Source organism: Ruegeria sp. CG1 (genome assembly GCF_056537265.1).
This window is the reverse complement of sequence record NZ_JBQFRF010000007.1, coordinates 94,881-110,397: the sequence shown is the minus strand read 5'-3', so window position 1 is coordinate 110,397 and position 15,517 is coordinate 94,881. Positions and strand designations below refer to the sequence as shown.

At 56.1% G+C, this 15,517-nt stretch carries 13 protein-coding genes; 2 read left to right on the top strand and 11 right to left on the bottom strand.

Annotated features, from left to right (window positions below; genetic code table 11):
* Positions 1 to 15 precede the first annotated feature (15 nt).
* Positions 16 to 2,397: a 1-deoxy-D-xylulose-5-phosphate synthase N-terminal domain-containing protein gene (locus ACR0AU_RS18480; RefSeq protein WP_480796062.1), complete on the top strand. Its 2,382-nt coding sequence runs from the start codon at positions 16 to 18 to the stop codon at positions 2,395 to 2,397.
* Between the two features lie 116 nt (positions 2,398 to 2,513).
* On the opposite strand, the gene ACR0AU_RS18475 is transcribed toward ACR0AU_RS18480, so the two are convergent.
* Positions 2,514 to 2,870 carry a hypothetical protein gene (locus ACR0AU_RS18475; protein ID WP_480796061.1) on the bottom strand — a complete coding sequence of 119 codons (357 nt, stop codon included), beginning with the start codon at positions 2,868 to 2,870 and terminating at the stop codon, positions 2,514 to 2,516.
* A 606-nt stretch (positions 2,871 to 3,476) separates the two neighbouring features.
* Between ACR0AU_RS18475 and ACR0AU_RS18470 the strand changes: the two genes are divergently transcribed.
* A complete protein-coding gene (locus tag ACR0AU_RS18470) occupies positions 3,477 to 5,165 on the top strand; it encodes an adenylate/guanylate cyclase domain-containing protein (protein ID WP_050602995.1) in 1,689 nt (562 codons plus the stop codon).
* Positions 5,166 to 5,237: 72 nt separating this feature from the next.
* Here ACR0AU_RS18470 and ACR0AU_RS18465 read toward each other — a convergent pair whose 3' ends face one another.
* The 10 genes from ACR0AU_RS18465 to ACR0AU_RS18420 form a co-directional block, all read right to left on the bottom strand.
* Entirely contained in the window at positions 5,238 to 5,651 is a 414-nt protein-coding gene (locus ACR0AU_RS18465; protein WP_480796060.1) for a cupin domain-containing protein, read from the bottom strand.
* A gap of 199 nt (positions 5,652 to 5,850) precedes the next feature.
* On the bottom strand, positions 5,851 to 6,009 hold the full coding sequence (locus ACR0AU_RS18460; protein WP_480796059.1) for a hypothetical protein: 159 nt from the start codon (positions 6,007 to 6,009) through the stop codon (positions 5,851 to 5,853).
* Positions 6,010 to 6,568: 559 nt separating this feature from the next.
* Positions 6,569 to 8,350: a thiamine pyrophosphate-binding protein gene (locus tag ACR0AU_RS18455; RefSeq protein ID WP_170734030.1), complete on the bottom strand. Its 1,782-nt coding sequence runs from the start codon at positions 8,348 to 8,350 to the stop codon at positions 6,569 to 6,571.
* Entirely contained in the window at positions 8,350 to 9,759 is a 1,410-nt protein-coding gene (locus tag ACR0AU_RS18450; protein WP_170734029.1) for an aldehyde dehydrogenase family protein, read from the bottom strand. The genes ACR0AU_RS18455 and ACR0AU_RS18450 overlap by 1 nt, the downstream gene beginning before the upstream one ends.
* The gene (locus ACR0AU_RS18445) at positions 9,740 to 10,654 is read right to left on the bottom strand and encodes a sugar phosphate isomerase/epimerase family protein (protein WP_170734053.1); all 915 of its coding nucleotides are present in this window, start codon (positions 10,652 to 10,654) and stop codon (positions 9,740 to 9,742) included. The genes ACR0AU_RS18450 and ACR0AU_RS18445 overlap by 20 nt, the downstream gene beginning before the upstream one ends.
* 154 nt (positions 10,655 to 10,808) lie before the next feature.
* Positions 10,809 to 11,999: a Gfo/Idh/MocA family protein gene (locus tag ACR0AU_RS18440; protein WP_480796058.1), complete on the bottom strand. Its 1,191-nt coding sequence runs from the start codon at positions 11,997 to 11,999 to the stop codon at positions 10,809 to 10,811.
* Positions 11,992 to 12,666: a hypothetical protein gene (locus ACR0AU_RS18435; RefSeq protein WP_170734027.1), complete on the bottom strand. Its 675-nt coding sequence runs from the start codon at positions 12,664 to 12,666 to the stop codon at positions 11,992 to 11,994. The genes ACR0AU_RS18440 and ACR0AU_RS18435 overlap by 8 nt, the downstream gene beginning before the upstream one ends.
* Positions 12,656 to 13,843 (bottom strand): Gfo/Idh/MocA family protein, encoded by a 1,188-nt coding sequence (locus tag ACR0AU_RS18430; protein WP_480796057.1) that lies wholly within the window; start codon positions 13,841 to 13,843, stop codon positions 12,656 to 12,658. Before ACR0AU_RS18430 ends, ACR0AU_RS18435 begins: the two co-directional genes overlap by 11 nt.
* Entirely contained in the window at positions 13,833 to 14,648 is an 816-nt protein-coding gene (locus ACR0AU_RS18425) for a citryl-CoA lyase (RefSeq protein WP_170734025.1), read from the bottom strand. Before ACR0AU_RS18425 ends, ACR0AU_RS18430 begins: the two co-directional genes overlap by 11 nt.
* Positions 14,645 to 15,517 (bottom strand): shikimate dehydrogenase, encoded by an 873-nt coding sequence (locus ACR0AU_RS18420; RefSeq protein ID WP_480796056.1) that lies wholly within the window; start codon positions 15,515 to 15,517, stop codon positions 14,645 to 14,647. The genes ACR0AU_RS18425 and ACR0AU_RS18420 overlap by 4 nt, the downstream gene beginning before the upstream one ends.

The following is a 15,517-nucleotide window of genomic DNA, read 5'->3' as shown; positions in this document are numbered from 1 at the left end:
TCTGGGAGGCTTGCCATGACCGCTTCGCGCAAACATCTGAAAACCGTCGAACAGCTCCTGCTGTGGCATTCGCACTGGATGATCCACCACGCGAACCATGTCCGACCGAAGGTGGACGGGATCAAGATCGGCGGTCACCAGGCCTCTTCAGCCTCCATGGTGTCGATCATGACGGCACTCTATTTCTCGGCGCTGCGGCCCGAAGACCGTGTGGCTGTCAAACCCCATGCCTCACCGGTGTTTCACGCGGCCCAGTATCTGATGGGCAACCAGACTCGCGAGAAAATGGAAAACTTCCGCGGTTTGGGCGGTGTACAAAGCTACCCTTCGCGCACCAAGGATATTGACGATGTCGATTTCTCCACCGGCTCTGTTGGCCTGGGCGTCGCGATTACTTCCTTTGCATCGATCATCCAGGATTACATAGCCGCAAAAGACTGGGGCAAGGGTGCCCCCATGGGCCGCATGGTGGCACTCGTTGGCGACGCCGAGCTGGACGAAGGCAACATCTACGAGGCGCTGCAGGAAGGTTGGAAAAACGATCTGCGCAATACCTGGTGGATCATCGACTACAACCGTCAGTCGCTCGACGGGATTGTCCGCGAAGGCCTGTTCGAGCGTGTCGAAAAGATTTTCGACGCCTTTGGCTGGGACGTGGTGCGCGTCAAACATGGTGCCCTTCAACGGGCCGCGTTTGAAGAACCGGGCGGCGACAAGTTGCGCAACTGGATCGATGCCTGCCCCAATCAGGAATACTCGGCGCTGACCTTCATGGGGGGCTCGGTCTGGCGCAAGCGCCTTATGGATGATCTGGGCGATCAAGGTGATGTTACCGCCCTCATCGATCGGCGCAGCGATGACGAGCTGGCAGCACTGATGGAAAATCTCGGCGGGAACTGTGTTGAGACCATGGCCGACACATTTGACGCCATCGACCACGACCGTCCGACCTGTTTTCTGGCCTATACGGTCAAAGGCTGGGGGACGCCGATTGCCGGGCACAAAGACAACCACGGCGGGTTGATGAACAAGACCCAGTTTGCTGATTGGCAAAAACACATGGGTGTCGCAGAGGGCCAGGAATGGGAGCGGTTCGCCGGTGTGGAAGATGTTGCTGCTCTGGAAGGTTTCCTGAAAGCTGTCCCGTTCTTCGCAGATGGACCGCGTCGGTTCAGCGATGCAAAGGTGCCGGTGCCTGCGGTTGAATTCAGTAGTGATCGTGAAATCTCAACCCAAGCCGCTTTTGGTAAAATTCTGGATGACCTGTCCAAAGGTGACAGCGACCTTGCAGCCCGTATTGTAACCACGTCTCCCGATGTGACTGGCACCACGGGCCTTGCCTCTTGGGTGAACCGGCGCAAGCTATTCGCGCGTTCTGAACAGGCGGATGCCTTTATCGAGCATCGCATTCCTTCGACCGCAAAATGGGCATTTACGCCCGAAGGCCAGCACATCGAGCTTGGCATCGCCGAGATGAACCTGTTCCTTTTGCTGGGCGCGGCAGGGCTTTCGCATTCCCTTTTCGGTAAACGCCTGCTGCCCATCGGCACGGTCTATGATCCCTTCGTGCATCGTGGCCTCGATGCGCTGAACTATGCCTGTTACCAAGATGCGCGCTTCATGATCGTCGGCACGCCGTCAGGTGTGACACTGGCCCCAGAAGGCGGCGCGCACCAGTCGATTGGGACGCCGTTAACCGGCATGAGCCAGGACGGGCTGGCCGCCTTTGAGCCCGCTTTTGCCGATGAATTAGCGGTGATAATGGAATGGGCTTTCGATTACATGCAGCGTGATGGTGAAGGCGATCCGGATGAACGCACCTGGTTACGTGATGAGACCGGTGGCAGCATCTATCTGCGCCTGACCACCAACCCTATCGAACAGCCCGGGAAACGGCATGATGACGCATTCCGGCAGGGTGCCATCGATGGCGCTTACTGGCTCCGCAAGCCCGGCCCGAATTGTGAAGTCGTGATCGCCTATCAAGGTGCCGTGGCTTCCGAGGCAATCAAGGCGGCCGGGATCATTGGTGAGGGTCGGCGCGACGTTGGTGTTCTTGCGGTTACGTCAGCGGACCGGCTTAATGCAGGCTGGACTGCCGCGCAGCGGGCCCGCTCACGCGGCAACGCACTTGCTCGCTCCCATATTGAGGCCTTGATGGGCGAACTGCCGTCTCATTGCAAAATCGTCACCGCAATCGACGGCCACCCCGCCACCCTGGCGTGGCTTGGGGGTGTGGCGGGACATCAGACGATTTCTCTCGGTGTCGAGCATTTTGGTCAAACGGGCACAATCGGTGATCTCTACGAGCATCACGGAATAGATGCCCGCTCGATTGCGGAAAAGGTGCAAGGGTTGACCCACGGCCGTCACATCCGTGTTCACGCCGCATCGTAACCCAGACTGTCCGGGACGGATCACGGCTCACTTACGAGACATGCTCAAAAATGCAGAACTGTCGTGGCCCGAGCGAGGCCACGACCGATGACTTCAAAACACTCTGATCGACGTATTTAGCTCACTACAGTGCGCAGCTTATCAGCTGTGTTGAATTGCACGATCTGCTCGAAACGCGCCGTGAATGCCTCTGGTTCATACTCGGAGTTGATCTGGCCGAGCAATTTGTCATCATCTCCAAAAGTGAGGATCGTCGGGTATGACTGGATACCCAACGACGTGGACAGTCCATAGCTCTCGGCAACCAACGGTGTTTCCTCGGTGGCACTGACGATCGCATTGGTATCAAGTGGCGGAAAGCCGTGCGTCTCGCATATCTCATCATAGGTTGCCGCAGCGTTCAGATCCTTGCCATTCAGAAAATGCTCGTCCTGCAGGATATGCGCAAACTCCAGAGCGCGATCCGGTGCCAATGGTCTGGTTGAAGTGCTTGGAAACCACCTCGCTTCGATGCCCCGCTACTCGATTAACTATCAAAGCAAGCGGCACATGACCCGCCGATTGCGTGCGTTCATTGATCTGGCAAAGACCCAATCCAGCTTGCAATAGCTGCCGTTCGCACAATTCGCAGCATTATGAAAATTGGGCTCGCAGTCAGATTTCGCGGCGCGGGGCGTCAACACTGGCTATTGATGTGGGGATGTCGGCGCATCCGAAAAACCAGCTATATCTCAGCTGTGTAGACCGCTGGTCAAACGGCCGGTTCGAGAACGCCTCCATCGCCGGTGATGCTGCACTGGCATCGGGCGGCAGTGAGCCCAAAGCGGAATTGCTTTGCCACGAACATTGGCAGCTAAAGAAACGCAAGTAACTAACTCCGCGGATATGAAGGTGACCGTTTGCTGAATGCGCGACAGGTATTTGAGCATTACCTTTTTAGTTGTGCGTGTATGCCTGTACCTGTGCTTTCTATTCATTAAGGCTTTTCAAAATCTGACGAATGGGCTGACAGAAGCAACCCACCGAGCTAACTTCATTGCAAAGAGGAGGGGTGAATGGGAAGACGTCTCACGACGGTATTGGCCGCCGACATTGTGGGCTATTCCGCGCTGATGGATCAGGACCGTACTGGCACAGTCGCTGCATTAAAGACCTTCCGCGAGGACACGTTTCTCCCGATCGTGGAAGATACCAATGGTTCACTGATCAAAAGCATGGGCGACGGCTGGATCGTCGAGTTTCAATCACCATCTGAAGCAGCAGCTTGCGCGATTGCAGTTCAGTCCGCCCACAAACCTGACCACATCAAACTGCGCATCGGGGTTCACACAGGGGAAGTGGTAACCGATGGCGATGACATTTTCGGCGACGGCATCAATGTTGCGGCGCGTCTGGAGGCTCTCGCGAAGCCGGGACAAGTGCTCTTTTCAGATATGTCACATAACAGCCTTGACCGTAACGATGCGGGATTATTCGACGGCGGAGAGCAAACCGAACTGAAAAACATCACGCGGCATGTTGGAATCTGGTGTTGGCCAAAGGGCACGAAAGCCAATCTCGCGATCAAAGCGGATGTGAGGCCGGGAATCGCAGTGCTCCCATTCGACAATATGTCGGGTGATCCGGAGCAGGAGTTCTTTGCCGATGGCATAACGGAAGACATCATAACTGAGCTATCTCGGTTTCGTTGGTTGATGGTCGTCGCACGAAACTCTTCTTTTGCTTATAAGGGGAAAAGCACGGACATCCGCGACGTGGGCCGCGACTTAGGGGTTCGGTATGTACTGGAAGGCTCCGTTCGGCGTTCCGGGCAGCGCGTCCGCATAACGGGACAGCTCATAGATACCGAAAATGGGAGCCATTTGTGGGCGGACCGCTTTGACGGTGTGCTCGACGACATCTTTGATCTTCAAGATCAAGTCACCGAAGACGTAGTTACAGCTATTGAACCATCGGTGCGGCACGCTGAAACAAATCGTGCGCGTGCAAAACCCACCAAGGACTTACAGGCATACGAGCTCTACCTCCGAGCTTTATCACATTTCCACTTGCTGACTGACCAAGACAACATAGAGGCAATACGACTGACAAAACTGGCTTTGGATCGAGATCCGGAATACGCCTCCGCAGCGGGATTGCTAGCATGGCTTCATATCCAACGTCTTGTGCAAGGTTTGGAACCTGTAGATCAGGGACCCAAGTCAGCTGTCGCGGCCGCAGAGCAGGTGCTGCGGAGCGATCGCGCGGACGGCATTGCAAAGGCTTATGCCGCGCATTCAATCTCTATGCTGGCACAAGACCTGTCCCGCGCGCGGACAGCCTTTAAGGAAGCATTGTCGGAAAATCCCAACGCGGCGACGGTCCACATGCTCGCCGCTGCAAATCTTTATTTGCTGAATCGCCCTGACAAGGCGCTGGAACATGCAGTCCGGTCTGTCGAACTCAGCCCGGGTGATCCATTGCGGCACGCCGCTTTCATGGGACAGGGTGCCGCCTTGTTTCACTTGGGACGTTATGAGGAAGCCGCGCAGGCCTGTCGCGAAGCCTTGTCTGTGCGTGCAACCTTCCTGATGAGCCACCTGATGCTGATTGCGTCGCTCGCTGAGCTCGATGACATAGATGCGGCAAAAACAGCGGCTGTCAAATTGAACGAAATCGCTCCGAATGCGGCTTCGATAACCGAGACAACACGTTTACCATTATTCTCTATTCCAACCTGCGCTGATCGCTGGCGCAGCGGGTGGAAAAAAGCAGGGTTGCAAGTGTGAAGGCAAACGGCACCCCCCCCGGTTCCGACAACCATGCATTCGGTAAAGGATATTTCGCCTTTGTCTTGAAAATCAGTCGCTGACCAAAACTCTGCCTGGCTGGCCCTCCTCATGGACACGGAACACCAAAATGGTTGCCCCTTCGTCCCCTGAGCGAGCGGTGTGCACTTTTTTCAACGGAACGACGCCTACGTCACCTGAAAAAGCTTCTTGTTCGCCTTCGCCGTCTAGGATGAGGGTGACGCTGCCCTGCAGAATGTAGGCAAATTCTTCACCGGGATGCCAATGCATTGGTAAAGTGAGGTTTGGTGGTAGGGCAACATGGCTCACGACAACCTCCAAGCCCTCAGTGCTTTTGAGCGACTCGGTTAACAAGTCCTGAATAAGCGGTTTTTGCAAAGTCGCTGGATCCCGCACATCGTGTGACATAGCCGCTGCGGCACCAGTCACGAAAATCAAAAAAGCAAATATGATTGGTTTCCACATCTAATCCCCTCCTACTTTTAGAAGATGATGGCATTGGGACCTTTTCTAAATCAATGCTGGTGTGCACGCGGTTAACTGCGGCGTTCCAAATTGTTGTGTCAAAGGCTGTTCCAGGGTCCGCAAAGTTCGCGGAGCGCTTCTTAGTGGAAGGTGCGGCGAGTGGCGGCTTAGTCCGCGACCTGTGAATTCGACGCCTGTTTCATGCTGCGATCAGCACGAACGGCCGTTTATGCTGCTGCACACCGGCACGGAGTTTTTCGCTCGTGCCGCAATTTTCACGCTGCGAGCACGCGCAGCGAAAATCGAACACTTCCGGTGTGGGCTCGAACCTGACGTTGCGCTGGTTTCGCGCGGTCACATTGGGCTCTTTGCTGTCCTATCATGTGCACGTCATAATACGTCTCTCAAAACTTCGCCCTCGTCTAATCTGACCCAACAGTCAAAAAGTCCAGATACCCCGCGCTTGGAAAGCGTGGGGAATAAACAAAACTGCGCTGCGTCCGGGTGAAGCTGGGGGGTGGGGTGCGACATTCCGACTCAATCGGGTTTCGGGCGGAAGAACCGCCAAGCGATTTGATTTTAGTGGCAGATCAGGGGCAGGAAAACGTTGACGGGAATTTATTCAATGTTTTGAGTACTGTGGAACGTCACTGATATTTGACTCAATTGACACCCAAAACCTCAGCAAATCGGTAAATTCCGTCATTCAATTCTGACCCAAACGTCAAGCATTTCTGACCCAAAACACTTACAAGCTTTTTCCGATGCCGGTGATGTTTCAGTTGAAGAGATCATCTCTTGTACGACGCAGTGTTAGCCCAAGATATTGAACCTGAGCACAGCGGCACTTGCCGTTCTGTTTTGCAAACATAGGCAAGTGCCTTACGCGTAGAAGTACGCCCAAATTCTAAACTACGTCAGGTTGCGACGTGCGAAACATCCCTGTCTGGCGAATAGATGTCGAGGATGTTCCAATGCCCGGTAGTTGGCGTCGGATTGTTGATCATCGGGACATCAAGGACAGTTGGTTTGCCGCTGGCGATTGCCGCTTCCAATGCCGGCAACAATTCATCAGCAGCACTGAGCCTGTGCCCTTCAGCACCGTAGGCTCGTGCGATGTCTGCATAACCCGGTCCGTTTGCGGGAGCTTCAGCTGATCCAGGGAACGTAGTCCCGTATGTCAGACCATAATGCGCCTTTTGCAGACCTGCGATAGTTCCGAAGGCGTTGTTGTTCATAACCAGCCAGATGATGCCCAGATCAAGTTCGACGGCCGTTGCCAGCATTGATGGGTTCTGACCGAAACCGCCATCGCCAACCAGACTGATCACCACGCGATCTGGTGCTGCCAGTTTCGCACCGATCGCGCCCGGAGGGCCAAACCCCATAGTCGCGAACCCGCCCGGAGTCAGGATCGAACCGGGCGTCAGGATATCGAACTGTTGCCCAACACCGTTCTTGTTCCAGCCAACGTCCGTAGTGATGATGGCATCCTCAGGCAGTGCCTTGCGGGTATCTGCCAAAATGCGCTCGGGCATCATCGGAAAGGCCGATGAGGTCGCCATTTCCACGTTGCGCGCTTTGAAATCCGTTCGGAAGTCGGCGATCTTCTGTTCCAGCGCGGGGCGTTTGAAGCCGTCCGGATACATCTCGCGGGCGACCCGGTTGAGGACGCGCAATGCGGCCTTGGCGTCAGCAACGACTCCGATCTCGGTGGGATAGTTCCGACCAATCTCCTGCGGTTCGATGTCGATGTGAATGACCTTGGAACCGGGAATATTGAAGGTATAGCCGGGGTACCAGCTAGAGCAATCGGCCTCTTTGAACCGGGTTCCCAGCGCAAAGATGTAGTCCGCATTCAAGCAGGACTGGTTGACCAATTCGGTGCCCCAAAACCCGGTCATTCCCAGTACAAGCGGATGGTCGTCTCGCAACGCGCCTTTACCCATCAGGGAATGCGCGACTGGAAGGCCCATATGTTCAACAAATTCTCGCAACTCCTCGCTGGCCTGTGCCAGAAGAATACCACCCCCGACATAAGCGACTGGGTTTTCGGCTTTAGCCAACGCTTCGACAATCTCTCCCGCTGTTTCATCGTCAATCGACGGTTTCTTGAGCGCGCGCGTGTTGTCGCGGATACGGTCGAAACTGTCCGAGGGGATCACCTCTGAAAAGATGTCCATGGGGACATTGACCAGTACCGGCCCGGGCTGGCCGCTTTCAGCGAGATGAAACGCCTTTTCCAGAATCTCGGCCATCAGGTCGGCGCGATCCACGCGCCAAGCGCGCTTCACGAAGGGTCGGTAAATCTCCCATTGGGCTGCGTCTGCATGCAGGTTCACTTCCTGATGCGGATGTTTACCGTAGTAATGCGTGGGAATGTCACCCGCGATCACGACCATCGGGATACAGTCCAGTGCGGCGTTGGCGACCCCGGTGGCGCAATTGGTCAGCCCCGGGGAGAGATGGGACAGCACCACCGAGGCCTTGCCCGTCACGCGGGCATATGCATCCGCCGCGTGGCTGGCGATTTGTTCGTGTCGTACTGTGACGAAATCGATGGGACTTTCCGCCAGCGCAGCTAGAACCGCAATGTTCGTGTGCCCGCACAGGCCGAAAACGTGCTTGACCTCACGGCGTTCGAGAAAGTCAACGATATGTTCGGCAACGGTTTTGCCGTCCAGTTTCGCTACGTCCATCACGCGACCTCCTGTCCGTAGAACTCACCGAACAGGTCCGGCTCCGAGGGGCGATCCTCAGGGATCGGACGGCTGACCCAAGTGTAGTTCATCATGTGTTTCATGGTGACGTTTTCGTTGGTGATGTTGCCGCCCCAGATGCCGCAGCCCAGGCTGCTGGTCATAGGCATGCCATTTGTCCAGGCACCCGCATTGGCCTTGGATTGAGGCTGTCGCACCATCATACGGCTGACCGGAGCCAGACGCGCCAACCGGTCGATGTGATCGTCATTGTGGCTGTAGATGCCGCAGGAGTGACCTTTGCCCCCGGTGTTGTAGATCTGGCTGACCGTTTCCAGCGCGTCATCGAACGTGTCGAAGTGATAAAGCGCCATCAGAGTGGTCAGTTTCTCCTTAGAGAACTTGTGCTGCGGGCCGATTTGCCCCTGATTTTCAACCATCAGAAACTTGCGATCTTCGGGGATGCTAAAACCGGCGACCTTGGCCGTTTGCTGCGGCGGACAAGCGATGGTCGGAAACGTACGGTTGCCCTTTTCGTCCCACATGGCCGCTTCGAGCATGGCCTTCTCTTCATCCGAACACAGGTAGCCGCCCTCGGCTTGAAGTGCCTTGACCATATCATCGTAAACTGAGCGCTGGATGATGATGTTGCCATCGGCTGAGCAACCGGACCCAAAATCAGAGGTCTTTGAAATACGCGTATTCTGCGCGGCGATGTCCAGATCGGCGGTTTCATCGATGACGATGGACGAATTGCCCGCGCCGACGCCATAGGCCGGGCGCCCAGAACTGTACGCCGCTTTGACCATGGGTTTGCCACCCGTCGCCAAAGTCAGGTCGCAGATCTCCATCAGATGTTGCGTCAATGGGATCGACGGTTTGCGAATGGATTGGAACAAGTCCTCGGGGGCACCGGCAGCACGACAAGCTGCTCGCATAACCTCGACCATTTCGAAGGTGGTATGGGCGGTTCGCGGGTGCGGGCTGAAGATGACCGCATTCCGTGCGTTTGCGGCGGACACGCCGGTCACCGGTGGCGTCATCGCCGGGTTGGTCATCGGGATCAGGGAGGCGATCACACCGGCAGGTTTGGCATATTTCACGAGCCCCTTTTCTTCGTCGACTTCGACGATCCCCGTCGAGGGCGTACGCAAGACGTCTCGCAGCACCATGTGAATCTTGAATCGCTTCGCAGGGCGCCCTGCGCGATCTCCGATGCCGCTCTCGTCCACGCCTTGTTGAGCCAAACGCGTGAAGGTTTTCTCATTACCCGCATACCACGCAATTGCCTGAGACAGGCGGTCCAGCCTGTCCTGATTCCAATCCTCGATCTCGGCCATGGCAGCGCGGGCGCGTGCCAGCATATCGGCCGCCATGTTGCGGTCGTTTTCAGTGAGCTCTTTGCCCATAATGATCCTCTTGGTGTTTTGGAATTGCTGCATCGGGCATACGACGCTGTGACTGCGCCTCGCCGAATGTTCGCTTGGCGTGGCTGAGACAGCGACGCGCGTGTTCTTCATATCCCAACTCGGCAACGCGGCTTTGGTTGGGCAGTTCGATGGAATAGTCGACGGGTGGCATCCGTTCGATGATGCCGGTGAAATCGATCCAACCTTCGCCGGGATACAGCCGCGCATCGCGGGCCAGTTGGATCATGCCCTCTCGCGTATCGGCGATGCCGGGTAGGCAATCGGAGATATGCAGGAAGTGAAACAACTCCGAGGGGACGTGCAGAAGCTCTCCGAGATCAACGCGACTGAGGTGCAGATAAAGCGTATCGACCAGAATTCCGCCATTCGGCTGATCGGAGGCACGGACAATATCCAATGCCTCATCCAGAGTGCGCAAGCGAGAAAAACTTGGGAACTCCAGGTCCACTGTTAGCCCGTAGGGCGCGGCCAGTTCGCAGGTTTCAGAATAGACGTCGATCAGGAAGTCACGATCATCGCGGGTATTGGTCCACGCGCTCATGATTATGCGTTTAGCGCCCAATTCCCCACCGATCTCAAGAGAAGGTTCAAAACTGCGCGGATCGACGTCTTCCGTGATGCGCGCAAGTTCGACATCGAGGACTTTCAAGCCAGTGGTAGAGAGAGCAGTTTTGGTGGCTTGCACCTGTGCCTTGTCGTTTGGAGATTGAGTGAATTCACCGGGCACATGCATCGGAATAAATCGGGGGCTGACGGCATCGTACCCGGCCCGCGCGGCGATATAGACCAGCTCGGGCGGCGTACAGCCAATCAGCGTCAGATGCGCCAAGGAATAGAGAGAGGGGCTTGCGCCAGCCTCTTCGGGTTTCACCATGAACGACAGCTCCACGTGTCTGCGAATCTCAGAATCATCACACGTAGTAAAAAATATCTGATATTTTTTAAAATATCAACTCTCAATACCAGGTAGGAAAGCAAATCGCCCGGGCCATTGCCCGGGCGTGATTTAAATTCGTGTTGGCAGAGCCTTAGAGAGTGACCCATTCCCCTCCGGACTGGTGAGAGCGCACAGAGGCTTCAATGAATCGGACACCGTCTGCACCTTGTTCGACACTGGGATAAGCAAGCCAATCGGCCGGAACGGTAACGCCATCCCGACGCGCGGCTACGGCCATGGCAAATTCCGTATAGAGGTTGGCCCAGGCTTCAATAATCCCTTCGGGGAAGCCGCGCGCGGTCCGGATCAGGCGTTCCGCGTTGGGGCCAACGCCGTGCCCGTGACCTCGGCTGATGATACGATCCGGCTCACTAAACCGATTGAACTTCAGCTGTTCCGAATTCTCCAAGTCCCACTCGAGGCCTCCTTCGCTACCGAATATCCGCAACCGCAACCCACCCCGATTTCCTGGGGCAAGGCGCGTCGCCATCAGGGTTCCTGGAACTTCATTTTGGTAACGGGTGAACATGAAAACTGTGTCTTCCAAAGGCTTTGGCGCACCGCAGACATGAAACTCGGCTCTCAGGTCGGTCATCGGCAGGCCCGAGACAAAACTAGCAAGATGCGCGGCATGGGTGCCGATATCGCCGACACAACTGGTCGGGCCAGAAATCTTTGGATCCAGCCGCCATTTGACATGAGGCGCATCAGCCACATCTTCGGGCGTCATCCAGTCTTGCATGAACTCGACATGGATTTGGTTGATCTTGCCGATGCCGCCTTCCGCCACGATTTGTTTGGCTTGACGGATGACCGGAAAACACGACATCGCATAACCTACGGCAAAAACCTGCCCTGCGCGCGCGGTGATCTCCTCAAGCCCCTCTGCCTCGGCGACTTCATTGGTCAGCGGCTTGTCGCACAGCACATCAATGCCTGCTTCCAGAAATACCTTGGCCGCGTCGAAATGAACGTGGTTCGGAGTAGTGATCATTACGGCATCTACGCAATCCGGGCGCGCCGCCTCGGCCTGTGCCATCTCCTCGAACGAAGCATAACACCTGTCCGCTGGCAGATACCACTCGGCCCCCCGCGCCTTGCTGCGCTCGGCGTCGGAACTGAGCGCGCCAGCCGCGACCTCCCACCGGTCGGTCATCCGCGCAGCCGTTGCTTGCGTGACCGAGATCCGTCCACCTCCAACAACGCCCAGCCGCAAACGGCGAGACAAGCGCGGAAAGGGACCGTCGAAGTTCAGGTTTTCAGGTAGAAGCCTCTCAGCCATTCTGAACCTCCATTTCCAGGACCCGTGCGCCCTCGGGCAGCATTTCCACCGCCATGAATATGCTTGGGGTAATCGTCTCGTACTGATGCCAGGGATAGTTGCCTTCGGCGTCATACATCGGCTTGTGCGTCGTGCCCGGCGCCATAAATTCTTCGAGATAGAGCGTCTCAACGTCCCGTTCACGACATTGCTGCATTTTACCGAAGCCAACAATTTGCGTATGCACTTCGCGGAACCCCGGCACCGGACAGAACGGATGATCCTTGTGCAAACCGACATTCAGCGGAACCGAGCCCGAGTGGTACATCGTCAGTCCGACGTTACCCACGAAAACCTTCGGCGACATGTAATGGCTGACACCGCGCAGACGCTCCTCTTGGCGAACATCAAAAGCAGATGGCCACGTATCTTTCACCCATGCGAACAGCTTATTGTCATCACCATGGGCGTCGAAACCGTAGACAATTACCGCGCGTTCTACGCTGTTAAGCGTGCTGTCTTGCACGATGACAGACGAAAGCGGTGCAACGGTCTGATCCACGACCGAAAGGTCTCGTCCCCCAAGGTTCAAAACAATTGCACGACCCTCGACAGATATTCTGTCTTCATCGGTTATGTGCTGAACGCGAAAGAATGGCTGCGCAAAGTCGAGTGTCTCAATCGGCATGCGCCAACTCCTTTCTCTCATCGTTCAGGAAATCGACCGGCAGAAGTTCCGGTGCTTCGCAACGGCTTTCTATTGTCTGGTAAGCACCAAATTTCGGCGCCCGTTCAATCGCGTCCATGACCTCGAACACATGGTAGGCAACCGCTCCACTCGCGCGGGGTTGGCGTCCTTCTTGTGCCGCCAGAGCCAGGTCCAATAGGCCGAGGCCACGGCTGTCTTCGTTAAACCCATGTTTGTTTTCGACCACCTGCCAGTCTTCGCGACCGGTTGGACGAGGTTGATGAGCCCAGCGCGAGGTCTCCCGTGTCTTCAACCAGACATCTCCTTGAAAGATATTGGCCCCATGAACCGGGTCAGGATCAGGGATGCTGATGGTGCCGTTTTCACCATAGATCTCGAACCGCGGCGTTTCGCTGTCCCAAACGTCGAAACTCATAGTCATTGACCCGATGGCACCGGACGAGAACTGCAGCAGGCTCAGGGAGTGCGTGTCGACCTCGACATTCATCCACTCTCCGTTGCGCGGACCGTTTTCGATCATCCGCTGGTCAAATGTCCGCCGCGCCATTCCGGCGACACGGTCAATTGGTCCAAGACAGCAGATCATCGCGGTCAGGTAGTATGGTCCAAGGTCCAGCAAAGGCCCACCACCCGCCTGATAGTAGAAGTCCGGGTTAGGATGGTGGCGCTCCGTCCCGTGGGTACCGACATGGGCAAAAACCCCTGTTGGTTTGCCAATGGTACCCTCGTCGATCAAGCGCCGAACGGTCTGCCAGCGACCGCCCAGAAATGTGTCGGGTGCGCAACCGACCAGCAACCCCTTTTCAGAGGCCATGTGCAGGATCGCCTTGCCATCCGTTCGGTTCATGACCAGTGGCTTTTCGGAATAGACGTGTTTCCCCGACTCCAGCGCGCGCAGGCTGATTTCGGCATGCGCCGCCGGTATTGTCAGATTCAGAACGCAGTCAATCGTCGGATCGTCAAACACTTCATCTGGCGTGCAGGCCTGGGCGACACCGTATTGATCCGCTTTGGCGCGGCTTTCCGAAGGATCAAGGCTTGCACAAGCCACGACTTCGACGCTCGAAAATTTGGATAGTGTCTTTAGGTAAATATCACTGATACGACCACAGCCAATAAGGCCGACCCGGAAGGATTTCGATGTCTCACGTGTCATCATTCCTATCTTCGTAGAGGGGTAAGTAATTCGGGGGCATCGGCCCTTTGTTGCGGCCACCCTGGTTCATCTGTTCCCAAGCGTGGGCGAGTATTCCGACCGAGCGGGACAGGCAGAACAGCCCTCGTGACAAGGGCGCAGGAAAGCCAAGTTCGCAGAAGATCACAGTTGTCGCGCCGTCAATATTCATGGCAATTGGCCGACCGCCTCGTTGACGACCGAGTTCGGCTTGAACCTCTTCTCCGATATCGGCAAACCGGCCAGAAACTGTGCCTTCTGCCGCCGCATCACGAACAAGTTGCAACAATCGTGGCGCGCGTGGGTCGACAGGCTTGTGAAACCTGTGACCAAAGCCCGATACGATCTTGCCGTAGGTCTCGCGCCAAACGTCCAAGCCATCCCGAACAGCGTCATTCAGCGAAGTTCCCGCATCCATGCGGACTGCGATATCATAGTAAAGCTCTGCACACTGCTCTCCTGCCCCGCCGTGCACGTCGCCCAGCATGTTCACCGCAGTCGCCATCGCATTATTGAGACCTACCCCGCAGGTGGCGGCCATACGCGCAGCCGCAATCGAGGGAGCCTGCGGACCGTGATCCACGCCTGCGACCAAAGCAGCCTCGAACAGGCGCGCTTGAGCGTCGCTGGGCAGATCGCCCCGCGCCATCAGCCAGATCATCTGTGGGAAAGATACGTTTCCGATCAGGTCCTCAATAGGATGGCCGCGAAAAGCGATCTTTCCGGGTTTCATGTCGATGATGGATGTGCGCCACCATTGACGGATGACTTGCTCGTCGTTTGTCATGCCGTTGCACCTCTAAACTCGCGCATGCGCTGCTGACGAAGTGAATCGAAAACGCTTTGAAGACGGCTGATTGAGGCGGTGCAGCCGGTGAAGATCTCAAAAGACGCTGCAGCCTGATGAACTGCCATTCCAGCACCATTCATCACTTTTAACCCAGTTGTGCGGGCGCTGCTCAGAAGGTGTGTCTCAAGCGGGAAATATACTATATCTGCCACCCAAGCATCCGGCCGCAACAATGATGGATCAATTACCGACCCTGGGTACTTATCCATCCCGAGCGGTGTCGCGTTGACCACTCCGTCCACAAATTTGACCCGTTCCAACGAAATCGAGGGGGAACCCTGAAGCTTTGAACGAGGGCGCAAGACCTTTAGTCGACTGACCAGCGCCTGCGTTCGTTGGAAGTCAGGATCGATGATCTCCAGATCTCGAACACCTGAATCAAGCAAAGCCAAAGAGACTGCACTGCCCGCGCCACCAGCACCAAACATGAGAACCGTTTCAGTCTTCGATGATCCCAAAAAATCTCCGAAGGCACTGTGGAATCCTATGTAATCGGTGTTGTGGCCAACCATTCGGTCGTCACGAAAAACTACCGCGTTGACAGCTTGAAGTTCCTCAGCAGTCTTGGAAAGCTCATCAAGATGATCAATGACCGACGCTTTGTAGGGGTGTGTCACGTTGACCGCCGCACAGCCTAATTCAATGGAATAATGCAGTAAATCAGCGACCGACATTCCACGAAATGGCTCTTTTGCCGTGTCGATCCTACCGTAGCTCAGATCGATACCCTGCGCCCGGCTCTCCGCCTCGTGCATCTCAGGCGTCATGGAGCCAGAAATCGCTTGTCCGATTAGTGCGGCCTTCAT